This is a genomic window from Streptococcus sp. 9.1(2021), from assembly GCF_030466425.1.
GTDB lineage: Bacteria > Bacillota > Bacilli > Lactobacillales > Streptococcaceae > Streptococcus > Streptococcus wuxiensis.
In genome coordinates this window covers 732,097-755,548 of record NZ_JAGQFU010000001.1, presented here as the reverse complement: position 1 = coordinate 755,548, position 23,452 = coordinate 732,097, and the positions used below count along the sequence as shown (strand labels likewise).

Annotated in this window: 22 protein-coding genes and 1 tRNA gene; 16 read left to right on the top strand and 7 right to left on the bottom strand. The window is 37.9% G+C overall.

All coding sequences use genetic code 11. The features are described 5' to 3' along the window. Positions 1-147 precede the first annotated feature (147 nt). From KBU52_RS03665 to KBU52_RS03620, 10 genes are all read left to right on the top strand, one after another. A complete protein-coding gene (locus KBU52_RS03665; RefSeq protein WP_016466093.1) occupies positions 148-1,029 on the top strand; it encodes a class II fructose-bisphosphate aldolase in 882 nt (293 codons plus the stop codon). Between the two features lie 276 nt (positions 1,030-1,305). Continuing rightward, on the top strand, positions 1,306-2,016 hold the full coding sequence (locus KBU52_RS03660) for a hypothetical protein (protein WP_254724360.1): 711 nt from the start codon (positions 1,306-1,308) through the stop codon (positions 2,014-2,016). Continuing rightward, positions 2,016-3,527 carry a hypothetical protein gene (locus KBU52_RS08860; RefSeq protein WP_367618053.1) on the top strand — a complete coding sequence of 504 codons (1,512 nt, stop codon included), beginning with the start codon at positions 2,016-2,018 and terminating at the stop codon, positions 3,525-3,527. Before KBU52_RS03660 ends, KBU52_RS08860 begins: the two co-directional genes overlap by 1 nt. A 193-nt stretch (positions 3,528-3,720) precedes the next feature. Further along, positions 3,721-4,653 (top strand): alpha/beta fold hydrolase, encoded by a 933-nt coding sequence (locus tag KBU52_RS03650; RefSeq protein WP_254724359.1) that lies wholly within the window; start codon positions 3,721-3,723, stop codon positions 4,651-4,653. 56 nt (positions 4,654-4,709) lie between these two features. Beyond that, on the top strand, positions 4,710-5,255 hold the full coding sequence (locus KBU52_RS03645) for a histidine phosphatase family protein (protein ID WP_254724358.1): 546 nt from the start codon (positions 4,710-4,712) through the stop codon (positions 5,253-5,255). A gap of 316 nt (positions 5,256-5,571) precedes the next feature. Next, complete coding sequence (locus KBU52_RS03640; protein ID WP_254724357.1) at positions 5,572-6,564, top strand: ATP-binding cassette domain-containing protein; 993 nt, start codon at positions 5,572-5,574, stop codon at positions 6,562-6,564. A 1-nt stretch (position 6,565) separates the two neighbouring features. Beyond that, positions 6,566-7,384: an ABC-2 family transporter protein gene (locus KBU52_RS03635; RefSeq protein ID WP_254724356.1), complete on the top strand. Its 819-nt coding sequence runs from the start codon at positions 6,566-6,568 to the stop codon at positions 7,382-7,384. 1 nt (position 7,385) lies between these two features. Continuing rightward, positions 7,386-8,171 (top strand): ABC transporter permease, encoded by a 786-nt coding sequence (locus KBU52_RS03630; RefSeq protein ID WP_016466087.1) that lies wholly within the window; start codon positions 7,386-7,388, stop codon positions 8,169-8,171. 100 nt (positions 8,172-8,271) lie between these two features. Beyond that, positions 8,272-8,344, top strand: a tRNA-Thr gene (locus tag KBU52_RS03625). Positions 8,345-8,520: 176 nt separating this feature from the next. Then, the gene (locus tag KBU52_RS03620) at positions 8,521-8,835 is read left to right on the top strand and encodes a hypothetical protein (RefSeq protein WP_254724355.1); all 315 of its coding nucleotides are present in this window, start codon (positions 8,521-8,523) and stop codon (positions 8,833-8,835) included. 35 nt (positions 8,836-8,870) lie between these two features. On the opposite strand, the gene KBU52_RS03615 is transcribed toward KBU52_RS03620, so the two are convergent. Both KBU52_RS03615 and KBU52_RS03610 read right to left on the bottom strand, forming a co-directional pair. Further along, positions 8,871-10,541, bottom strand: a complete 1,671-nt coding sequence (locus KBU52_RS03615; RefSeq protein ID WP_254724354.1) for an N-acetylmuramoyl-L-alanine amidase — start codon at positions 10,539-10,541, stop codon at positions 8,871-8,873. 109 nt (positions 10,542-10,650) lie between these two features. Further along, positions 10,651-11,010 carry a DUF3397 domain-containing protein gene (locus tag KBU52_RS03610; protein ID WP_254724609.1) on the bottom strand — a complete coding sequence of 120 codons (360 nt, stop codon included), beginning with the start codon at positions 11,008-11,010 and terminating at the stop codon, positions 10,651-10,653. Between the two features lie 245 nt (positions 11,011-11,255). Here KBU52_RS03610 and KBU52_RS03605 point away from each other — a divergent pair, with 245 nt between their 5' ends. Both KBU52_RS03605 and KBU52_RS03600 read left to right on the top strand, forming a co-directional pair. Beyond that, positions 11,256-12,506: a dicarboxylate/amino acid:cation symporter gene (locus KBU52_RS03605; RefSeq protein ID WP_254724353.1), complete on the top strand. Its 1,251-nt coding sequence runs from the start codon at positions 11,256-11,258 to the stop codon at positions 12,504-12,506. A gap of 14 nt (positions 12,507-12,520) precedes the next feature. Then, positions 12,521-13,462 carry a RimK family alpha-L-glutamate ligase gene (locus KBU52_RS03600; protein ID WP_254724352.1) on the top strand — a complete coding sequence of 314 codons (942 nt, stop codon included), beginning with the start codon at positions 12,521-12,523 and terminating at the stop codon, positions 13,460-13,462. Between the two features lie 227 nt (positions 13,463-13,689). Here KBU52_RS03600 and KBU52_RS03595 read toward each other — a convergent pair whose 3' ends face one another. The 5 genes from KBU52_RS03595 to KBU52_RS03575 are packed head-to-tail and all read right to left on the bottom strand — an operon-like array spanning position 13,690 to position 18,403. Further along, the gene (locus tag KBU52_RS03595; protein WP_247912593.1) at positions 13,690-14,553 is read right to left on the bottom strand and encodes a YihY/virulence factor BrkB family protein; all 864 of its coding nucleotides are present in this window, start codon (positions 14,551-14,553) and stop codon (positions 13,690-13,692) included. Positions 14,554-14,592: 39 nt separating this feature from the next. Continuing rightward, the gene (locus tag KBU52_RS03590; RefSeq protein ID WP_254724351.1) at positions 14,593-16,647 is read right to left on the bottom strand and encodes a sodium:proton antiporter; all 2,055 of its coding nucleotides are present in this window, start codon (positions 16,645-16,647) and stop codon (positions 14,593-14,595) included. A gap of 11 nt (positions 16,648-16,658) precedes the next feature. Beyond that, positions 16,659-16,913, bottom strand: coding sequence for a hypothetical protein (locus tag KBU52_RS03585; protein ID WP_254724350.1), 255 nt, complete (start codon positions 16,911-16,913; stop codon positions 16,659-16,661). Continuing rightward, positions 16,906-17,463 (bottom strand): class I SAM-dependent methyltransferase, encoded by a 558-nt coding sequence (locus KBU52_RS03580; protein WP_254724349.1) that lies wholly within the window; start codon positions 17,461-17,463, stop codon positions 16,906-16,908. Before KBU52_RS03580 ends, KBU52_RS03585 begins: the two co-directional genes overlap by 8 nt. Positions 17,464-17,473: 10 nt before the next feature. After that, positions 17,474-18,403, bottom strand: coding sequence for a TIGR01212 family radical SAM protein (locus KBU52_RS03575; RefSeq protein ID WP_254724348.1), 930 nt, complete (start codon positions 18,401-18,403; stop codon positions 17,474-17,476). A 183-nt stretch (positions 18,404-18,586) separates the two neighbouring features. Here KBU52_RS03575 and KBU52_RS03570 point away from each other — a divergent pair, with 183 nt between their 5' ends. The 4 genes from KBU52_RS03570 to KBU52_RS03555 all read left to right on the top strand — a co-directional run bounded on the left by KBU52_RS03570 (position 18,587) and on the right by KBU52_RS03555 (position 23,448). Continuing rightward, a complete protein-coding gene (locus KBU52_RS03570; RefSeq protein WP_254724347.1) occupies positions 18,587-20,773 on the top strand; it encodes a PTS transporter subunit IIBC in 2,187 nt (728 codons plus the stop codon). Between the two features lie 53 nt (positions 20,774-20,826). Further along, positions 20,827-21,645, top strand: coding sequence for an endonuclease/exonuclease/phosphatase family protein (locus KBU52_RS03565; protein WP_254724346.1), 819 nt, complete (start codon positions 20,827-20,829; stop codon positions 21,643-21,645). Between the two features lie 148 nt (positions 21,646-21,793). After that, positions 21,794-22,519 (top strand): CppA N-terminal domain-containing protein, encoded by a 726-nt coding sequence (locus tag KBU52_RS03560; RefSeq protein WP_074324602.1) that lies wholly within the window; start codon positions 21,794-21,796, stop codon positions 22,517-22,519. Further along, positions 22,516-23,448, top strand: coding sequence for a serine hydrolase domain-containing protein (locus tag KBU52_RS03555; RefSeq protein WP_254724345.1), 933 nt, complete (start codon positions 22,516-22,518; stop codon positions 23,446-23,448). Before KBU52_RS03560 ends, KBU52_RS03555 begins: the two co-directional genes overlap by 4 nt. Positions 23,449-23,452: the final 4 nt, after the last annotated feature.

Below are 23,452 nucleotides of genomic sequence, written 5' to 3'. Positions count from 1 at the left end.
GATTAGGACTTTGAGGAGAGTTCCATATTTTTAGATAGAAGAAATTCAATCTAAACTACAGGAAAAACTAGATTTTTTTGTCAAAAAGTGATAAAATGAACAATGTAAATGGGATATCCCATAAAAATATACAGGAGGCCTGATAAAATGGCAATCGTTTCAGCAGAAAAATTTGTCCAAGCAGCTCGTGACAACGGTTATGCAGTTGGTGGATTTAACACAAACAACCTTGAGTGGACTCAAGCTATCTTGCGCGCAGCAGAAGCTAAAAAAGCTCCAGTTTTGATCCAAACTTCAATGGGTGCTGCTAAATACATGGGTGGTTACAAAGTTGCTCGCAACTTGATCGCTAACCTTGTAGAATCAATGGGTATCACTGTACCAGTAGCTATCCACCTTGACCACGGTCACTACGAAGATGCACTTGAGTGTATCGAAGTTGGTTACACTTCAATCATGTTTGACGGTTCACACCTTCCAGTTGAAGAAAACCTTAAATTGGCTAAAGACGTAGTTGAAAAAGCACACGCTAAAGGTATCTCAGTAGAAGCTGAAGTTGGTACTATCGGTGGTGAAGAAGACGGAATCATCGGTAAAGGTGAATTGGCTCCAATCGAAGACGCTAAAGCAATGGTTGCAACTGGTATTGACTTCTTGGCAGCTGGTATCGGTAACATCCACGGTCCATACCCTGCAAACTGGGAAGGTCTTGACCTTGACCACTTGCAAAAATTGACAGAAGCTCTTCCAGGCTTCCCAATCGTATTGCACGGTGGATCAGGTATTCCTGATGACCAAATCCAAGCAGCTATCAAACTTGGTGTTGCTAAAGTTAACGTTAACACTGAATGCCAAATCGCATTCGCTAACGCAACTCGTAAATTTGCTCGTGACTACGAAGCAAACGAAGCAGAATACGACAAGAAGAAACTCTTCGACCCACGTAAATTCTTGGCTGACGGTGTCAAAGCTATCCAAGCATCAGTTGAAGAACGTATCGACGTATTCGGTTCAGAAGGTAAAGCTTAATCTAGCTGAACAATACAAAATCAAACCCGCCTGTGAAGGTGGGTTTTTTGTGTTTCTAATATATTTCGTAATTTTAGTAAAAGAGGATTAATTTTATTTTTAAACATAAAATGATTATTATAAATCATATAGACTTTATATTATACTTTTGTTATAATTTATTTAATTTACAACTAAATATTGATAATTTATACAAATGATTTTAACCGGTATTTTGGAAAAAGTAATTTTATTTTTATAGTTTTTAGTTAATACTCGAGAGGTTCTTTATTACATATGAAAGATAACATAGTGAGTTTTTTTCAATATTTTTCCTGGAAAAGAAAAATAAAAGGCGTACACAATCATAGCGAAGAAAAGGTAAGGCAGATTTTTAGAACAATTGCAAGGAATGCATTTGATTATTATGGAGAAGCTGTTCCTTATGGTCGTGCAAAATGGTTTATTGATTCAGAAAAAGATTTTTACTATGAATTTTGTAATACTGAATTTGAATTTTTTGGTTATTCTCCAGTTAGAAGTTTAAAAGAAGAAGAGTTTAAAGAGTATGGTTTACTTCTGACACAGTATGGTATTTTTGAAAAAGTTCAAATAAAAGATCAAGAAGAATGTAATGTACAGTTTTTCCCTTTTTCAAATTTATGGAAAGTATCAGTTGACGAAAATGATAATTTAGTATTTTACTATCCATATGGCATTATCAAACGATTGAATTCTCCAAAAAACCTAATTTATACTTTGAGAGAATTTAACGAATTAATTGCTTCTGGATATACCAATGATTTGCAAGTAGAGAATTTAAATTCGCAGTTATTGAAAATTGGAAAAAAAAATATTAATTCAACTAATTTTGTAAAAGGGAGTCAGATAGGTGTTATTTCTTGGATTTTACTAAATGTTGGTGATAAACTACATAAAGCTCAAATAAATTCGATTGTTAGTGCTCCATCAGGTCATGGTCATGCACTGAGTATGCAAATAATCTAATGGATAAGATCAAATATCCATTCAAATATGTAAGACAGACAGGTCAAGATAATGCAAAAAATGGCGCAGATAGAATGGTTGGAAATCAAAAAATTCAAACCAAATATTATGCCAGAGCAAGTGGAACTGTAAACTCAGCTTTTGAGTCTAAGAGTGATGGAGGTATGTATAGATATAAAGGAATGCAATTGGAAGTTCCTAAAGACCAGTATGATAAAGCAGTAGAGCTGTTTGAAGAAAAAATTAAACAAGGCAAGGTTGAAGGAGTCACTAATCCAAAAGAAGCGAAAAATTACATCAGAAAGGGGCATGTTACCTATAGGGAAGCAAAATTAATAGCTCAAGGAGGCAATTTGACCTCTATTAAATTTGATGCAATTGATGGAGCTATTAATTCATTACCTGGTGTGGGTATTAGTTTTGTGATTGTCTTTTCTCAGGCACGGTGGTCAGGATCTGAAACAAAGGATGCTGCATTGATGGCAGGTAAAGCCGGATTACGAACTTTAGCAATGGGAACTAGTATCTATGTTGCGTCTCAGCAATTTGCAAAAGTATTTACAAAACAAATTAATGATTATTTTGGAAAAAAAGTTACAGCTGAAGTAGTTGCAAGACGAGCTGCACCAGTGATATCGTTTGCAGTTATTATTACACCAGATATATTTGATGCTCTAATAGGAAGAATTTCCTCACAACAACTCTTAAAAAACGCAGCGGTTGCTGGTGGTGGGATGCTTGCAGGAGCAGGAGCAGGAGCATTAGGTGGAGCACTTGCTGGACCATTAGGAGCCACAGTAGGAGCTATTGCTGGTGGTATCGCAGGAGGATTTGGAGTTAAACTCATTGCGGATCAATTTATAGAAGATGATCGTGTGGAAATGTTTGCTCAATTAAAAGAAGAATTTATTGATCTTGTAATGATAATTTCTTTGTCTCAGGAAGAATTTAATAGAATTCAAGAAGGTGTATTTAATGAGCATTTAGAAGGTTTATTAAAAGATATGTTCCAGAGAAAAGAGGGAAGTAGAAACTATGCAAAAGAGTTTGTTGAGAGCCAAGTTCAATCTGTTATCAAAGACAGAAAAAAAGTTGAATTGAGAGAAATTATAGATGCAATTCAGGTATTAAATGGTAGTGAGAATTCATCCGATTCAGTTTGGAATCAATATGATGGTGCTTGGTATTATCTGAATAATAGTAGTTCTTTAGCAACGGGTTGGATTCAAGATAATGACAATTGGTATTATCTAAACGATGATGGGACTATGGCAACCGGATGGCTTAAAGACAAAGTTGTCTGGTATTATTTAAAAGATAATGGGGCAATGGCAACCGGATGGATTCAAGACGATGGAGCTTGGTATTACTTAAATGACAATGGTTCGATGGCAACCGGTTGGTATCAAGTTGGAGAAAAATGGTACTATTCATATTCATCAGGAGAGCTCGCAGTTAATACTACTATAGATGGTTATAGAGTTAATGAAAAAGGTGAGTGTATGGATTAGTTTTAAGTGAATATTAAAGTTGAAGAACGTATCGACGTATTCGGTTCAGAAGGTAAAGCATAATCTAGCTGAACAATACAAAATGAAACCCGCCTGTGAAGGTGGGTTTTTTGTTTCTGGGTATAGACAGATTATACAGGAAAATTCTTAAACTTAAGTTGCTAAAAGAGTCTAATTTTTGTACAATAATGCTATGAAAATACTGAAAAAATTAGCCCTTGTCCTTCTTAGTTTCCTTATCTTGTTTTTAGTAGGGACATTTATCTTTCATCGTATCAGCTTAGAAAAGGAACAAGCCTCTCTAACTCCTATGGGTAAAACTGTTCTCGTTAATGGGCACAAAATTAATGTCTACGTTGAGGGGGATGGTCCAGAGACAATAGTAGTTCTATCAGGTGCTGGAATTGCTTCACCTATATTAGACTTTAAGAATCTAACAGATTCCTTATCAAAAAAATATAAGGTAGTCATTGTGGAGCGGGCTGGCTATGGTTATAGCGAGGATAGTAATCAATCCAGAGATGTGATGGAGGTTTTGTCTGAGACACGTCAAGCTCTATCACAAGCAAATGTAACAGGACCTTTTATCATTCTGTCTCATTCCATGGCTAGTCTCGAAAGTCTGGCTTGGCAGGAAAAGTATCCTGATGAAGTGAAAGCCTTGGTTGGTCTGGATTGGGCACTGCCAGCAAGTTATGAGGATTTAAAGGATAATCAGGCCTTGCTTACTGTGGCTTATTGGAGCAGTAAGATTGGCTTATTACGCTATTTCCCTGAGTCCTTTTATATAAAAAATCCAACTCTGACTGAAACTGAACGACAACAATATAAATTACTAGCATATAAGCAGTTGATGTCACAAGCCATGCTTCATGAATCCCGTTTGGTAAAGGAGAATGCTAAGAAAGTAGGAAATTCAATTAATCCTAAAATTCCTGCCTTACTACTGGTTTCTAACGGTCAAGGCACTAGCTTTAGTCAATTAGAGTGGAAGAACTATGCAGAGAGATTTGCTAGTGGACACTCCAATGTGAAAGTCGTCTATATGGATGCGCCTCACGAACTTTATTATTATCAAAGTCATGAAATAGTTTCTCAGATTGAAGAATTTTTAAAGAGTAATTGATGGTTTAGAGATTATTTAAATTTTATACTGATGACAATAATTGAAAGGAATGACTTATGAATAATTCTTATATTTTACTTAGACATGCTCATTCAAGATTTTCAAGTGATGATTTTAATAGAACTTTATCAGAAAAAGGATTTTCATCTCTTGACCAGTTAGAGTTTTTGAATTCTTTTAATATTGATTATTATTTTTCTAGTCCTTATAAACGAGCATTTGAAACGATTAATAGCTCGCCAATTCAATTTGATAAAATAGTTCTTGATAATCGGTTACGAGAGCGAAAATTATCTTCAACCTTTATAAAAGATTCTGAGTTTGAAGACAGTATTAAATATTTATGGCAAAATCCCAGTGAATCTCTTTCAGGAGGGGAATCAAATCAAGATGCACTAGCTAGAGTACTAAATTTTTTAATGGAGTTGGAAGAGAGATACTCAGAAAAAACGATTTTACTTAGTTCACACGGGAATCTGATAGGAATACTACTACATCACTTTGATTCTAGTTTTGATTATGAAAAATGGGAGCAGATGACCTTTCCAGATTGTTTTCTAATTGATAGAAATGGGATTGTGAAAAGAATTATGAAAGATTAGTTCTTTGATTAAATAGTGATTCATATGGATCAAAATAGTTTGCCTTTTTACAATTCGTAGCCTGCCCATTAGGGGCAGGTTTTTTGATGTTTTAAGGAAACTATTAAACCAGAATTTTTGATTCAAAAGTAGTATTTTAAGAGAGAAATCTCTAATTTCATAATCTATAAGCAAACGCTTGCATTCCTTTTTTTATTGGATTATAATAGGTTGGTATAAATCCTTCTGTAATAATATTGAGAAGGTGTAGAAAGTAAGGATTTAGAATATTTGTAGTCAAAAATACAATGTTGTTTCTTACGATAGGGAGATAGATATGGCAATGATAGAAGTGCAACATCTTCAGAAAAATTTTGTGAAGACAGTTAAGGAACCGGGCTTGAAGGGAGCTTTGCGCTCCTTTATTCATCCTGAAAAGCAGACATTTGAAGCGGTCAAGGATTTAACCTTTGAAGTTCCAAAAGGGCAGATTTTAGGATTTATAGGGGCAAATGGTGCTGGGAAGTCAACCACCATCAAAATGCTGACAGGGATTTTAAAACCGACATCTGGTTTTTGTCGGATTAACGGCAAGATTCCACAGGACAATCGACAAGATTATGTCAAGGATATTGGAGTCGTTTTCGGACAACGTACCCAGCTATGGTGGGATTTGGCACTGCAAGAGACCTACACGGTCTTGAAGGAGATTTACGATGTGCCAGACTCGCTTTTCCATAAGCGCATGGACTTTTTAAATGAAGTTTTGGATTTGAAGGAATTTATCAAGGATCCTGTGCGGACTCTTTCACTGGGTCAACGGATGCGGGCGGATATTGCGGCTTCCTTACTTCACAATCCCAAAGTTCTCTTTTTAGATGAGCCGACCATTGGTTTGGATGTGTCGGTCAAGGACAACATTCGACGTGCTATCACCCAGATCAATCAGGAGGAAGAGACAACTATTCTCTTGACTACTCATGATTTGAGTGATATTGAGCAACTCTGTGATCGGATTTTTATGATTGACAAGGGGCAAGAGATTTTTGATGGGACGGTGAGCCAGCTCAAGGAGACCTTTGGCAAGATGAAGACTCTCTCCTTTGAACTGCTACCAGGTCAAAGTCATCTATTCTCCCATTATGAAGGCTTGTCTGATATGTCCATTGATAGACAAGGAAATAACCTAACTATTGAATTCGATAGTTCCCGCTACCAATCAGCTGATATTATCAAGCAAACCCTGTCTGATTTTGAAATTCGTGATTTGAAGATGGTAGATACGGATATTGAAGATATTATCCGTCGCTTCTATCGAAAGGAGCTCTAAGATGGTCAAATTGTGGAGACGTTATAAACCCTTTATCAATGCAGGAATTCAGGAGTTGATTACCTATCGAGTCAACTTTATTCTCTATCGGATCGGTGATGTCATGGGGGCTTTTGTGGCCTTTTATCTCTGGAAGGCTGTCTTTGATTCTTCGAAAGAGTCTTTGATTCAGGGTTTCAGTATGGCAGATATCACCCTCTACATCATTATGAGTTTTGTGACCAATCTGTTGACCAGGTCTGATAGCTCTTTTATGATTGGGGAGGAGGTCAAGGATGGCTCCATTATCATGCGCTTGTTGCGACCAGTGCATTTTGCGGCTTCTTACCTTTTCACCGAACTTGGTTCCAAGTGGTTGATTTTTATCTCTGTTGGATTGCCATTTTTAAGTGTCATTGTTTTGATGAAAATCTTATCTGGGCAAGGTATTCTAGAGGTGCTAGGATTAACTGTCCTTTACCTCTTTAGCTTAACTCTGGCTTATCTGATTAACTTTTTCTTTAATATCTGTTTTGGATTTTCAGCCTTTGTGTTTAAAAATCTATGGGGTTCCAATCTACTCAAAACTTCAATAGTGGCCTTTATGTCTGGAAGTTTAATTCCCTTGGCTTTCTTTCCGAAAATCGTTTCAGATATTCTGTCCTTCTTACCTTTTTCATCATTAATTTACACTCCGGTCATGATCATTGTTGGGAAATACGATACCAGTCAGATTCTTCAAGCACTTTTGCTTCAGCTTTTCTGGCTTATAGTGATGGTGGGCTTGTCTCAGTTGATTTGGAAACGAGTCCAGTCATTTATCACCATTCAAGGAGGTTAGGATGAAAAAATATCAACGCATGCATCTGATTTTTATCAGACAATACATCAAGCAAATCATGGAATACAAAGTTGATTTTGTGGTAGGTGTCTTGGGAGTCTTTCTGACTCAAGGCCTGAACCTCTTGTTTCTTAATGTACTCTTTCAACACATCCCCTCGCTAGAAGGGTGGACCTTTCAAGAGATTGCCTTTATCTATGGATTTTCCTTAATTCCAAAGGGATTAGATCATCTCTTTTTTGACAATCTCTGGGCACTGGGGCAACGCTTGGTGAGAAAGGGAGAGTTTGACAAGTATCTGACTCGACCCATCAATCCTCTCTTCCATATCCTCGTTGAGACCTTTCAGATTGATGCCTTGGGTGAACTTTTGGTTGGTGGAATTTTACTAGCGACAACGGCGACTAGCATTGCTTGGACCCTTCCAAAATTCCTGATTTTTCTAGTTTGTATTCCTTTTGCGACCTTGATCTATACTTCCTTGAAAATTGCAACAGCCAGCATCGCTTTTTGGACCAAGCAGTCAGGTGCCATGATTTATATTTTCTATATGTTTAATGATTTTGCCAAGTATCCGATTTCCATTTACAATTCGCTTCTTCGTTGGTTGATTAGCTTTATCGTTCCTTTCGCCTTTACGGCCTACTATCCTGCCAGCTATTTCTTACAGGGCAAGGATGGACTCTTTAATATCGGTGGTTTGATTCTGATTTCCCTTGTCTTCTTTGTTATTTCTTTGAAACTATGGGACAGGGGCTTGGATGCCTACGAAAGTGCGGGTTCCTAAGAGGAATAATCTCAAAGCCTTGTCTCAGGATAGGCTTTTTCTAATGGAGATGAAAATTTCTTGACATCTATTCTCAGAGTGCTATACTAAGAAGGTAATTGCCGATTTAGCTCAGTTGGTAGAGCACCGCACTCGTAACGCGTAGGTCACAGGTTCGATCCCTGCAATCGGCAGAGTAAAAGAAGTCCTCTTGGACTTCTTTTTTTTCTTTTGATAAGATTCTGACCACATAGTCTGCGATGTCTACCACATAGGCAAAAGCTATTGTTTGTGATTTTTATTTCTGTTATAGTAGTAACTGTCAAAGGGAGATAAAGCTTCCTAACAAATTAGAAAATGAGGTTATATCATGAAAAAAGTATTAGGGATCGGATTTTTAGTTATTGCAGTAGCGGTCTTGTATTTTGGTTTTGTTGGATGGCCAAGTTTGGATGTCAACATCTGGGCCCTCTTTCCAGTAGGTCTATTTCTATTCTTTACACTTGAAAATCTAGTCAAAAAAGATTATAAGGCCAGTCTCATGAGCTTGATTATTGCCTTTATCATCGCAAATGCAATTCTTGATATCTTGCCACTTTCAAGTGGTTTGGTTATCGGTGCAGGTGTGCTAGCTTGTGTGGGGATTGGTTTCCTCTTCCCAGAAACGAATAAGAAAGAAGCATAATACAAAAAAGTCTCGAGCTTTCTCGAGACTTTTTATTATTTACCTGCGTAATATTTTTGAATACCTTTGACAATGCCTTTCACCAGTCTATTTTGATAGGCGTCGCTACGAATTTGTTGGTTTTCGTTGAAATTGTCAATGTAACCAAGCTCCAATAGAACAGCTGGTTTATCCGTTTCTCGAAGGACAGCAAAGCTACTTTGGAGGAGACCTGCATCCTTGGCACCTGTTTCAGCTAGAAGAGAATAGTGGATATCAGCAGCCAGGCGATTACTTTCACTGATACGATCAGGATGGTTATGCCAGTATGGATTAATCTTAGAGCGATAGCCCGGGTCGTCTTCGTAAGAATAGGTCTGAATTCCAGAACGGTTAGAAGCAGGGCTGCCACTAGCATTGAAGTGAATACTTATGAAGATATCTGAGTTTGTCTTGTTGACCATTTTTGAACGTTCAGTAATAAAATCAACATAGACATCACTATCTCTCGAAGAAAGAACGGTATAACCTAGACCTTGTAGTTCCTTGCGTAGTTTTTGATAAACTTGCATGGTTAGGTCTTTTTCCTGAGTGTTATAATAAACAGCACCAGGATCTGTACCGCCATGTCCTGGATCTAAGAAAACAGTCTTCGTGTATTTTCCTTTTTCAAACCCACGACTTACTGGAACTTCACCAATCCATTTCCCATTACTTTGGAACTGATGTGCTTTTCCATCGATTTTACGAGTTCCTGTGACATAGACACCATTTTCATCTACATAGTAACGGGCATTGTAGTAGCTGTCGTCAATCCATTCACTCTTAGCCATATAACCACCGGACTTGAGGTAGTAGGAACCAATCCATTCACGCGCAGCATAAGTACCACTAGATTTCAAGTAGAACCAACTATTGTAGTTTTTATCGAAAATCCACTCTTTCTCAGCCATAACCCCGTTAGCTTTTAGGTAGTAGTTACCTTGCCATTGGTTGTTTGCCATGCTGGCATCTTTGTTAAAATAGTACCATGATCCAGCGATTTTTTCCCATTTTTGTTGTGCTGCTTTACCAGAGCTTAGAGCGTAATATGATTTGCCATCATGTTTTACCCAGGAATTTTCAGCCATGGCACCACTGTTAGAAAAGAGATAACCGTCAAAAATGGTGTTGCTGAGCATGACTCCGTCTTGATCAAAATAGTACCAGACACCACCGATTTTATCCCATTTTTGTTGAGAAATTTTTCCATAAGCGTTAGCGTAATACCATTTATCTTGGAGTTTACTCCAACCAGAATCGACCATAGCCCCGCTACTAGTCAGGATATATCCGTCAAAAATAGTATCGCTCAGCATGATGCCATCTTTGTTGAAGTAGTACCATTTTCCTTGAATTTTTTTCCAGTTTAGAGCAGGTTTGTTTGCTTCATAGAAGCGCCAGATATTTTCTTCAAATACCCAACTTTCTTTTTTGACTTCTGGAGCCTTGTCTTCCTCTTTCTTAGCTGGAGTTTCACTTGGATTTGTTGTAGAAGTTGTTGGTACGCTTGAACTTGCTTCAGTAGAAGGAACTGCTTCCTTCGTTTCAACCTTGTTAGCCGTTGTAGGCTGTTGCGTTGTTTCTGCTGAAGTAGTTTGTACTTTACTTTCTTCAGCTAAAGCTGGGTTTGTTGTGATTCCTAGGTAAGTAAGCGTGATGGCACTTGCCAAGAGCGTTTTTTTCACTTGTTTGATCTCCTATTTTTTTAATAATCTCTTTTTAAAATGTCATTAGAAAAGCACCTCATGTGGAAGAACTAGTCGCCAACTGTTGAGGTGCTGGCATGATTTTTTTTTATTTCATCATGAAGATTTGAATAATCATAACGATGTAGATGAGCAATGTGAGTAGAAATCCAGCTCTCCAAAAGAATTTAAGGAATTTTGGATAATAAAAGCTGCGTTTTTTGCTCAGGAAGAAAAAAGCTAGAATAATAGCTAGCAAAGATAGGGCTGCCCCCAAAATGGGAAGTTGATTATGGGTAAAAACCTTTGCACTGATTAAATAGTATTCAAAAATCAGAAAAGGAAAAGCCAAATCTGCAAAGTTAATCCCCTTTTTCTTTAACTTAAAAAATCTACTAAAGATAATAGCCAAAGCCAAGGTTAGTACCAAAAGCAAGACGGAAGCGAGTTTCATTAAAATCATAACAATATTGTATCATAAAATTTGAATAAAAGGAAAGCATATTCCTTGATTTAACAGTGTTTTTCTAAAAATTTTTGTTTAGAAACTGATTTTTTATACTATTTCAAACGTCAATGTGATTTACTTTGTAAAGTTGGAGTAGTTTGAACCTTCATGATAAATCTTTTTTATGGTGACAATAAAAAATATATATTAGTCAGGAGAGAAGAATAGTAGTAGAATGAGTAGCAAATAAAACAAAGGAGTTTCTTATGAAATTAGTTACTTTATGGTCAAAACTCTCACTAGGCATTCAATTATTGGTGGCTTTGGTCTTGGGTGTTATCGCTGCCCTTATCTGGCCACAATTTGCAGGCTTTTATCAATTTTTAGGTCAAGCCTTTATTAAATTGATCAATATGGTTATCATTCCGCTAATCTTCCCAACCATCGTTGTTGCAGTAGCTGGAGTTATCGGAAAAAAATCTTTCGGAAAAATCTTGACCAAGAGCTTGGTTTACTTTTTTGCTGTAACAACTGCCATTACTCTTTTGTTTGTATTTGCTAGTTACTATTTAGGATTTGGTCAAGGAGTGAATATCGGTCAAACTGGTGGAAACCTTGATGGGATTGCTAACAATGTCAAGTTCAGCGAATTTTTGCTTGGTTTCATTCCATCAAATATCGTTAAATCTCTTTCAGATGGCGCTCTATTGCCAATTATCGTTTTTGCAATCTTTCTTGGTTACGGAATTGGGAATCTTAAGACTGATAAATCTCAGAAGATTATCGAAGGTTTCCAAATCTGGATTGAAGCCATTTACAAGATTGTTGCAGTAATTATCAAACTATCACCGATTGGAATTTTTGGATTTATCGCTAAAGATGTTGCAACTACGGGTGTCGACAAGTTGATTGGGCTTGGTCAGTTTGTAATTGGAACTTATCTGGCTTATGCTGTTTTGGTTCTCCTTATTTTCCCTTTGATTGCTTTCTTCTTTAAAGTACCGTATTTATCAGCCTTTCGTGAAAATTGGAGTCTCTTAACTTTGGCTTTTGTTACTGGAAGTTCTAGTGTGGTCTTGCCATCACTACTTAAAGATTTGAAAAAACAGGGGCATGACGAGCATACAATTGATTTAGTTGTTCCTTTAGGATATACTTTTAACTTAGAAGGAGCAGCGGTTTATTTCTCAGTAGCAACAATTTTTATCGCCCACGCCTATGGCATTCAATTTTCTTTATCAAGTCTCTTGTTTACTGTTTTATTGTTGACTTTGATTGGAAAAACTGCAGCAACTGTGCCATCAGGAGCTATCGTAGTTCTATTAGCTGCAGCACCTCAATTGGGCTTGCCAGTTGAAGGAGTGGCCTTGATTTTTGCAGTTGATTTCTTTGTCAATGCAGGTCGTACCATGATCAATGTTTTGGGACAAATCTTAACAGTTAGCGTTATTGAAAAAACAGAAGGATATATTTTAGAGGAAGAAAAGGAAAGCCAATTATCAGTCAGCTTTTCTTAAGGAGTTTATAAGTAATGAGTGAAGCAAAAGTTTATGTGATTCATGAGAATCTAGAATGGACTCAACATTTAGTGAAATGGTTGGAAGAATTAGAAGTCCCTTATGAACTATGGGATTTGTCTAGTGGGATTTTAGATTTGCAAAGTCCACCGCCACAAGGTATCTTTTACAATCGTATGTCTGCCTCTTCTCACACAAGAGGACATCGTTATGCTCCAGAATTTACAGAGCAAGTGATTACTTGGTTAGAAGCACACGGACGCAAAGTTGTGAATGGTACCGGTGCTATCAACCTTGAAATTAGTAAAGTCAAACAATATTTGAAGTTAAACGAATCTGGTATCGAGACTCCTGCGACAGTTGCAGTTTTGGGTCAAGAAAACATCATTGAAGCAGCAAGAAAATTAAACATTTATCCTTTGATTACCAAGCACAATCGAGCAGGTAAGGGATTAGGCGTTCAACTCTTCCAAAATGAAGAGGAACTGGCAGCTTATGTCAATAGTCCCCTCTTTGAACCTTCAGTGGACGGGATTACCTTGTTACAAGCCTACATCAAGCCAAGTGATGGACGTATCCGTCGTTCAGAATTTATCAATCAAAAGTTTCTCTATACTGTTTCGATTGATTCTTCAGATGGTTTCCAACTGTGTCCAGCAGATGGTTGCCAAATCGGCAAGAGACCAGAGCAACTAGAAACGTCTGAAAAATTCCAGATTACAGAACCTCTACCAGATGACCGGAGAGAAGCTTATGAGAATTTCTTGAAAAATGCTCAGATTGAAGTTGCGGCGATTGAATGGGTTCAATCAGAGAGTGGAGACATTTATGTCTATGATGTAAATACCAACACCAACTACAATCCTACCGCAGAAAAAAATGGCAATATTTTTGCTCACCAACATTTGGCTCAGTATCTAAAAACAGAATTGCAAGCCCTAACGAGTGGACAATAAAGTAGAAAATTCAAAAATCCCCCAGTATCAAATGACTGGGGGATTGATTTGTTTATACTCTTCGAAAATCTCTTCAAACCACGTCAGCTTCCATCTGCAACCTCAAAATAGTATTTTGAACTGCCTTCGTCAGTTCTATCCACAACCTCAAAACGGTGTTTTGAGCAACCTGCGGCTCGCTTCTTAGTTTGCTCTTTGATTTTCATTGAGTATTAATCGATAAAAAATTATTGATTTGCTTTAAAGTCTGGGTCTTTTAGGCTTTGAACACTGGCATTGATGACAGCACCGATAATTAATATCTTGGCAATGATAATGAACCAGAACATCATCACAACAACGACGATAGAACTGAAAAATCTGACGTCAACGAGATAATTGACATAATTGTTGAAATAAGCTGCAAAGATGTTTAATAAAGCAATCGTCGTAACTAGTACAAAGAGACTTCCAGGTATGACGTATCGAATCTTACTTACTTTAACATTTGGTAGGAAATAATAGAGCATAATCACGGTAGCAAAAAGGAAGGCATAGATCAGCGGTCCTGTAAAATCCTGTAGATAAGAAAATAGAGCACTCTCGGATTTCCAGTAGTTTTTAAGCAGGTCCAATAACATATGGCCGAACATACTGAGGAATAAGGCAAGGGCAAAGAGAATTTGAAGGCCAAAGCTAACCAAGAGACTCATCAGCTGGTGTGAGATAATTCCTCTATTTTTTGCAACTCCATAGGCTTTATTAAAGGCCTTCTGAAGAAAATCCATGGATTTGGAAAATGTCCAAAGAGCTGATAAGATAGCAAAACTTAGTAAACCTGTTGATGGTTGAGTTAGAACTTCTCTGACAATTTTTGCAACAACTTCATAGATTGTATCTGGTAAAAATTCCTTGATTGTTAATAGAAAGTTTGAGATGGGAATTTGAAAGTAGGGCAAGATATTGACCACTATCATGAGTAAAGGGAAGATTGAAATTAACCAATAGTAGGCAACAGCAACGCTAGTTAACTCACTATCGGAGGCTTGATAGTAGTGCAAAAAAGCTTTTAATAAGGGTCTATCAGTCAGCTGTTTCCACAACTTTTTCATGTTACAATCCTCCAGTTTTTCTCTTGTTTTCTATAGACTTTAATTTCTTCGAACTAATTCCATCATATCGTAAGGTAAGGTATTAGCAGATTCTTTTAGGGAATAAGTTTCTAAATTATTGACATTTTGGCGTAGCTTTTTGGCATATTGAGCTGAGATGAGTTTTTGAGCTTCGTATTCAAAGATACATTTACGCTCAAGGTAGTATCCTCTGAGCATTTCATCAATGTTATTGGGTTTGATACGATTGATAACCCGTTCCACAAAGGCACCACTCGTAATATGACTGGTTTCGCGAAGACGAGATTCCTGCATGAAGCTGATCAGAGAACTCTTATAAATCCCTTTGAGGTTTTCCAAACTCTCGATAATAATTTCCGTATTAGCTAGGTAGAGTTCTGCAATCTGGTCATAATCAATGGCAAGAAGTCGCTGTTTTTCCTTGTCTTTCCATGAACGGAATGTTTTCCCAAATGTGAGCAATTCATGAAGTAGAAAACGAAGAATGCGTATGGAGACAAGGAAGTAGTAGGTTAGTCGAGAAGCAAAGTTTCGCTTAATATTTTTCTCCATATTTTTCAAGTAGCGTTGGTAGACACGATAAGCACGATCTCCAATCTTTCCTTCTTCATAGGCTTGTTCCAAACCATCGCTTTCAACACTGAGAATCAAGAGTTTAAGAGCTTCCCAGTCCTCCTGAATTTCTTTGTTTTCTTGATTAAGAATAAGATTTTCAATACGTCCATGATAATTGTCAATAGCCGCATAGAGTGGAACCTTGTTTTTTGTGTTCTCTAAATCCTTCTCTAATTCCATAGCAACATCGTTTAAGATAGCGATGTGCATGAGCTGATTCTTAGATGGCTCTTTCTCTTCAGAAAGGTGTGGGAGTACGAGTAATCCCGTCAGGAAACTTACCAGGGTTACACCAGCTACGAGGAAGAGAAGAAGAGGGTATTCTTGTTCCAGATTAGACGGTATCAAAAGGATAGTGGCAATGGATACAGTTCCCTTCACACCAGAAAAGGTAAGAAGGAGCATGTCTTTGACATATTTGTCTAAACTTTTATGAAGCTTCTTAATCCGAAATGCGTAAAATCCATAGATCATGACAAAGCGGATAGCAAAAAGCAGGAAGGTCAAGAGAAAAACACTGAGTAAGAGAAGAACTTTGTTGTAGAAAGCACTCTTAAGAATTGGTTCCGCGATCATTTCCAGTTCCATCCCAAGAATGACAAAGACAGACCCATTGAGCATAAAGGTTACAGTCTGCCAAACAGTCTCAGTGACAGTGTCAACTTGAGCTTCAAGTAGATTTATTTTCTTGAAACGACTGGCTTTCAGAATCCCAGCAACAACAACGGCGATAATGCCTGAAACATGAATTTCTTCGGCTATGAAAAAAGTCAAGAGAGGTAAACTAAGTTCCAATAAGAGCTCACTTGCGATATCTGTTGCACGGACACTGAGTAGAAAGGTATGAAGGAAGCGATTGATTAGGGCTGTTATCAAGCCGACTGCAAATCCTCCAACGATGGAAATGGCTAATGAAGTTCCGGCTTGGGTAAGGGAGAATGTTCCTGTTGTCCAAGCGATGAGAGCCATTCGAAAGGCTACTAGTCCAGAAGCATCATTCAGAAGACCTTCCCCTTTTAGGATATTAGAGACCCGCTTTGGGAAGGAAAAGCGTTGAGAAAGGGATGCGAAGGCTACTAGGTCAGTAGGCCCTAAAGCAGCACCAACTGCTACGCAGGTGGCCAATGGAAGGCTAGCCCAAAGGACATGAGCGACTCCTCCCATGCTCAGCGCTGATATAAAGATAACTGGGAAAATCAAGTAGAGGACAATCCGCCAGTGTTTTAGGATAGAAGTAATGTCTGCTTCTTGAGCCTCTCGGAATAGTAGCGGTCCAATGACTAAAGCTAGGAATAACTCAGTATCTAAATGATATTGGTTGTTGGGTAAGCAAAGCCCAATTCCAATCCCTAACAAAATTTGAATCAGAGGCATGGGTAAAAAGGGCAGAAGCTTATTGGTCGTACTAGAAACAATAAGAACTAGTAAAAATACCAAGAGATAAAAAAGTAAATTCATTTTCCACCTCCCTATTTTTGTTTACGACAATTTTCAAAAAGTTCCTTTTGTTCTTGGATTTTTTGATCAATCTTTGAGCATTCCTTATGCTCGATTTTCTTCTGACAACGCTCCATTTCAAGTGAAATCATTTTCTTCTTGATTTTCAGCATTTTTTTACTCATATGTGCTTCATCCAAAATACCAACTGCACGTTCATGTTGGGTTGACTCGACAAAGTTGTGACGAAGAGCTTCGATTTTATCTTTTAGGTATTGTTTATCCATGGCGATACCTTTCTAATTTTTCAATCATAACTAAAAATGGTGGATTGTTAATTTGGTTGAGGGTGCGATAGATAGTAGCAGTATATTCTTGTTGCGGTAACTGACTAATATAATCCATAACTGCATCCCGTTCTATATCTCCGCCTTCATGCCCGTAATAAATCATGATGGCAATTCGTCCCCCTTTAACGAGCATCTGACAGAGTTTTTCAAGTGCCTCAATGGTTGTGTGAGGCTTAGTTATGATAGACTTATCGGCAGTAGGAAGATAACCTAGATTAAAGATGGCTGCTTTCACCTCAATTACAAACTGATCAACAGTTTCATGACCTTGTAGAAGTAACTCGACATTGGTCAAACCGGCTTCTTGTAGACGTTGACTTGTTTTTTCAAGAGCTTGTTCTTGTATATCAAAAGCGTAGACTTGTTTAGCTAATTTGGCAAGGAAAAGTGTATCATGTCCATTTCCCATTGTTGCATCTACAACAACATCATCTTTTGTGATGACTTGGGCAAGAAAATCATGCGCCATTTCAAGTGGTTTTTTCATTCATAAACTCCTATTTTACAGCCTTGCATCCTTGGACACTACCTCGACGTCTCATTTCAGCTTCTATGCTATTTAGAACTTCCCATTTATTGAGACTCCACATAGGACCAATTAGCATATCTCTAGGCGCATCACCCGTAATCCTATGGATGACTATATGTTTGGGAATAATTTCAAGTTGGTCACAGATAACTTTCACATAGTCATCTTGACTCATAAGCTGCAGTCTACCCTCGTGATAATCACGTTGCATCCGAGTATTTGTCATAAGGTGAAGTAGGTGAAGTTTAATCCCTTGAATATCATTATCAGTCACACAGCGACGAACATTTTCCACCATCATGTCATGAGTTTCACCTGGCAAACCATTAATTAAATGGGCTACAATCTCAATCTTTGGATATTTTCTCAAGCGCTTAACCGTTTCCACGTAGAGTTCATAGGAGTGGGCACGGTTAATCAATTCAGAAGTTTCCTCATAGGTTGTTTGTAAACCTAACTCTACAGTAACATGCATTCGTTCTGATAGTTCTGCCAAGTATTCGATAGTCTCATCAGGCAGGCAATCTGGTCGTGTACCAATATTGATTCCAACAACACCGGGTTCATTAATAGCTTGTTCATAGCGTTCACGAATCACTTCGAGCTTTTCATGAGTATTAGTAAAGTTTTGGAAATAGACTAGATATTTTTTTACATCTGGCCATTTGCGGTGCATAAAGTCAATTTCTTTATAAAATTGCTCACGAATAGGAGCATCAGGCGCAACAATAGCATCACCAGATCCAGAAACCGTACAGAAAGTACAACCTCCATGAGCTACTGTACCATCACGATTGGGACAATCAAATCCGGCATCGATAGGAACTTTGAAAGTTTTTTCTCCGAATAAATTTCGATAATAATCATTCAAGGTATTATAGGATTTCATAGCTAACATTATATCAGAAAACCCCAGTAAACTCAAAGTTAGTAAACAATTGAAGAGAAGTAAGAAATTTTTAAAATGAAAAAATTTTATATAAATCCTTTACAAAAAAAATTAAAGTGGTATAATAGAGGTGTTAATGGTGCAAACGTTTTCGTAAATCGTTTGCATTAAAATAAAAATAAGGAGATTTGAATGATGAAAGATACATTCAAAAATGTTTTGTCTTTCGAGTTTTGGCAAAAATTCGGTAAGGCTCTAATGGTGGTTATCGCTGTTATGCCAGCGGCTGGTTTGATGATTTCAATCGGTAAGACGCTTGCAATGATTAATCCTAACTTTGCCCCACTTGTTATTACAGGTGGAATTCTTGAGCAAATCGGTTGGGGAGTTATCGTTAACCTTCACATTTTATTTGCTCTAGCTATCGGAGGAAGCTGGGCTAAAGAACGTGCAGGTGGTGCTTTTGCAGCAGGACTTGCCTTTATCTTGATCAACCGTATCACTGGTGCTATCTTTAGTGTTAGTGGTGATATGTTGAAAGATCCTAATGCAATGGTTTCAACAATCTTTGGTAACTCTATCAAAGTTTCTGATTACTTTATCAGCGTGTTTGAAGCTCCAGCGCTTAACATGGGTGTCTTCGTAGGGATTATTTCTGGTTTTATTGGGGCGACTGCCTTTAACAAATACTACAATTTCCGTAAGCTTCCTGATGCACTTTCATTCTTTAACGGAAAACGTTTTGTACCGTTTGTAGTTATTCTTCGTTCAGTAATTGCGGCAATCTTGCTTTCAATTTTCTGGCCACTTGTTCAAACAGGTATTAATAGCTTTGGTATCTGGATCGCTAACTCTCAAGAAACAGCTCCAGTTCTAGCACCATTCTTGTATGGTACTTTGGAACGCTTACTCTTGCCATTTGGACTTCACCACATGTTGACTATCCCAATGAACTATACAGCTCTTGGTGGTACTTATGATGTCATGACTGGTGCGGCAAAAGGTACTCAAGTATTTGGTCAAGATCCACTTTGGCTTGCATGGGTAACTGACCTTGTAAACCTTAAAGGTACTGACGCAGCTCAATACCAACACTTGTTAGATACAGTACATCCAGCTCGTTTCAAAGTTGGACAAATGATTGGTTCATTTGGTATCTTGATGGGTGTAATTGTGGCTATCTACCGTAACGTTGATCCAGATAAGAAACACCAATACAAAGGTATGATGATTGCAACAGCTCTTGCAACATTCTTGACAGGGGTAACTGAACCAATTGAGTACATGTTCATGTTCATCGCAACACCTCTTTACCTTGTTTACGCTCTTGTTCAAGGTGCTGCCTTTGCAATGGCTGATATTGTGAACCTTCGTGTGCACTCATTCGGTTCAATCGAATTCTTGACTCGTACTCCGCTAGCTATCAACGCTGGTATTGGAATGGATATTGTTAACTTTATCTGGGTGACAGTACTCTTTGCAGTTATCATGTACTTTATCGCTAACTTCATGATTAAGAAATTCAACTATGCAACTCCAGGACGTAACGGTAACTACGAAAATGCAGATGGTTCTTCTGAATCTTCAGCTGCCGGTGAAACTAAAGTTGCAGAAGCTTCTCAAGCTGTTAACATCATCAACCTTCTCGGTGGACGTGCGAACATCGTTGATGTTGACGCATGTATGACTCGTCTTCGCGTTACTGTAAAAGATGCAGAAAAAGTTGGAACAGAAGAACAATGGAAATCTGAAGGAGCTATGGGACTTGTCATGAAAGGACAAGGTGTCCAAGCTATCTACGGACCTAAAGCTGACGTTTTGAAATCAGATATCCAAGATATTCTTGATTCTGGAGAAGTGATTCCTGAAACTCTTCCAAGTCAAATGGCAGCAGCTCAAAAAGATACTGTTGTCTACAAAGGTGTAACTGAAGAAGTTTATTCAGTTGCTGACGGTCAAGTCATTGAATTGGAACAAGTTAAGGATCCAGTCTTTTCACAAAAAATGATGGGTGATGGATTCGCAGTAGAACCAGCAAACGGAAACATTGTATCTCCAGTTTCTGGTACTGTATCAAGCGTCTTCCCAACTAAACATGCTCTTGGTCTTGTAACTGAAGCAGGTCTTGAAGTTCTTGTTCATATTGGTCTTGATACTGTAAGTCTTGAAGGAAAACCATTTGAAGTAGTGGTTTCAGAAGGTCAAACAGTAGCTGCTGGTGATCTCTTGGTCAAAGCTGACCTCGGAGCAATTCAGGCTGCTGAGCGTGAAACTACAACAGTAGTAGTCTTTACAAATGGATATGCCATCAAGTCAGTTAAATTAGAAAAAACCGGTTCTCTTGCAGCTAAAACAGCAGTTGCAAAAGTAGAATTGTAATACACTAAGGGGTTGGAAGCTGTTTTCCAACCTCTTGTTTATAGGAGAAAAACATGAAGTTTTTAACACTCAATACTCATAGTTGGATGGAAAAAAATCCTGAAGAAAAATTTCAGCTCTTGTTTCAAGATATACTTGAAAACAGTTATGATTTGATTTGTTTTCAAGAAATCAACCAAGAAATTACATCAACTCAAGTAGAGTCTGGACCACTTTACAATCCGTTACCTTCAGCAGAACCCATTCACCAAGACCACTATGTTCGTCTTTTGGTAGAGAAGTTGTCTGAAAAAGGACTGGACTATTATTGGACATGGGCTTATAATCATATCGGATATGACCGTTATCATGAGGGAGTTTCAATTCTATCTAAAACACCGATTGAGGCGCGTGAGATTTTGGTTTCAGATGTAGATGATCCAACTGATTATCACACTCGTCGAGTTGCACTAGTAGAAACAGTAGTAGAAGGTAAAGAGCTTGCAGTTGCGAGTGTGCATCTCTCTTGGTGGGATAAAGGATTCCAAGAGGAATGGACAAGATTTGAAGCAGTTTTAAAAGAGTTGAATAAACCTCTGTTATTAGCAGGAGATTTTAACAACCCTGCAGGTCAGGAAGGATATCAAGCTATCCTAACTAGTCCGCTAGGCTTACAGGATGCCTATGAAGCTGCTCAAGAAAGAAGCGGTAGCTATACAGTCCCACCTGAAATTGACGGTTGGAAGGGTAATACAGAACCGCTTCGAATTGATTACGTCTTTACGACAAAAGATCTTCAGGTAGAAAAGTTACAGGTAGTTTTTGATGGCCAAGCAAGTCCGCAGGTCAGTGATCACTACGGTCTTCAAGCAGAACTTTCTTGGAAGAATTGATATAACTAGTTTACTAAATACAATAGGCTCCCTTCTAATTTAGAAGGGAGTTTCATGTGCTAAAAAGGTTAATATAGTTAAAGTTTTTAGTTGAATAACTTGTAAAATGAAATAAAATCCTTTAAAATAAAATGTGTTGGAGGAATTTATGAATGTAAATCAAATTGTGCGTATAATCCCGACGCTTAAAATAAATAATAGAAGATTAAATGAATTGTTTTATATCCAAACCTTGGGTATGAAACCCTTGCTTGAAGAGTCTGCTTTCTTATCGCTAGGAGACCAGTCAGGCATTGAAAAATTGGTTTTAGAAGAATCACCAAGTATGAGAAGCCGTAAGGTTGAAGGGATCAAAAAATTAGCTAGATTGATTGTAAAAGTAGCGAATCCATCCGAGGTTGAAGCACTGCTAGCTAGAATGGAAAAACTTCCTCAACTCTATAAAGGAAACAAGGGATATGCTTTTGAAATCTTTTCACCAGAAGGGGATCTTGTCCTAATCCATTCAGAAGATGACATCAAAGATTTGAGAAAGTTTGATGAAACTGTTACTTTCACAAAAGATGAGAAACTGCAATATTTAACAGCGTTTGATATTTCAGCAGAAATTAACTTGCCTGCTGAAACGACGAGCCTGCTTGAAAAAGAGGAAATCGAAACTAGCATAACTTTTAAACAAGCCCAAGGTAGTGATTTGCTTGTTGAAAATAATGTAACTTGGGATTTGTCTATGTTGAAATTCCAGGTAAAAGAACTTGAATTGGCTAGTCTCCGTCAACGTTTTGAAACTGCAGGTTACTTTATTCCTAAGTCTGAGAAGTTTTTCCTAACCAAGGATGCCAACAATATCGAATTGTGGTTTGAAGAAGTATGAAACAAGAAATCATTCAAAAAATAGAGCAACAAATTGAGGCAGGGATTTATCCTGGTGCCTCTTTTGCGTATTATCGGGATGGTGAATGGTCTGATTGCTACCTCGGAGAAGCAAATCCAGAAATTGGAGAGCAGACTTGTCAAGGTTTAGTCTATGATTTGGCAAGTGTGAGCAAAGTTGTTGGAGTTGGAACTGTCTTAACCTTCTTGTGGAAACAAGGCAAGATTGAGATCAATCAATCCATAAAGACCTATCTTCCAGAGGCGGATTATCCAGATATCACTATTCGTCAACTCCTCACACATTCTACGGACTTGGACCCGTTTATTATCAATAGAGACCAGTTGAATGCAGAAGAATTGAAAGAAGCTATGTTTCATTTGAATCGACGAGAGAAGAGAGCCTTTCTCTACTCGGATGTGCACTTTCTCTTGCTCGGTTTTCTCCTAGAGAACTACTTTGAAAAAGATTTAGAACAGATTTTACAAGAGCAAGTTTTGGATCCATGGAAGATGAAGGAAACTCAGTTTGGACCAGTTAGCAGTGCTGTTCCTACAGTTCGGGGACAGAAAGCAGGAGTGGTGCATGATCCTAAGGCACGTTTACTAGGTAAACATGCTGGAAGTGCAGGCTTGTTTTCAACTGTGAAGGATTTTAAAATCTTCCTTGAGCATTATTTACAGGATGATTTTGCTGACGGATTAAGCCAGAATTTTTCAGATTTGAGTGATAAGGAACGCTCCTTGGCCTGGAATCTTGAAGGTGATTGGCTAGACCATACAGGCTATACTGGAACCTTTATCATGTGGAATCGTAAGAAGCAGGAAGCTGCGATTTTCTTGTCCAATAGAACCTACGAAAAAGACGAGCGTGCCCAGTGGATCCTAGACCGTAATCAGGTCATGGACCTAATTCGTGAAGCAGACTAGGGAG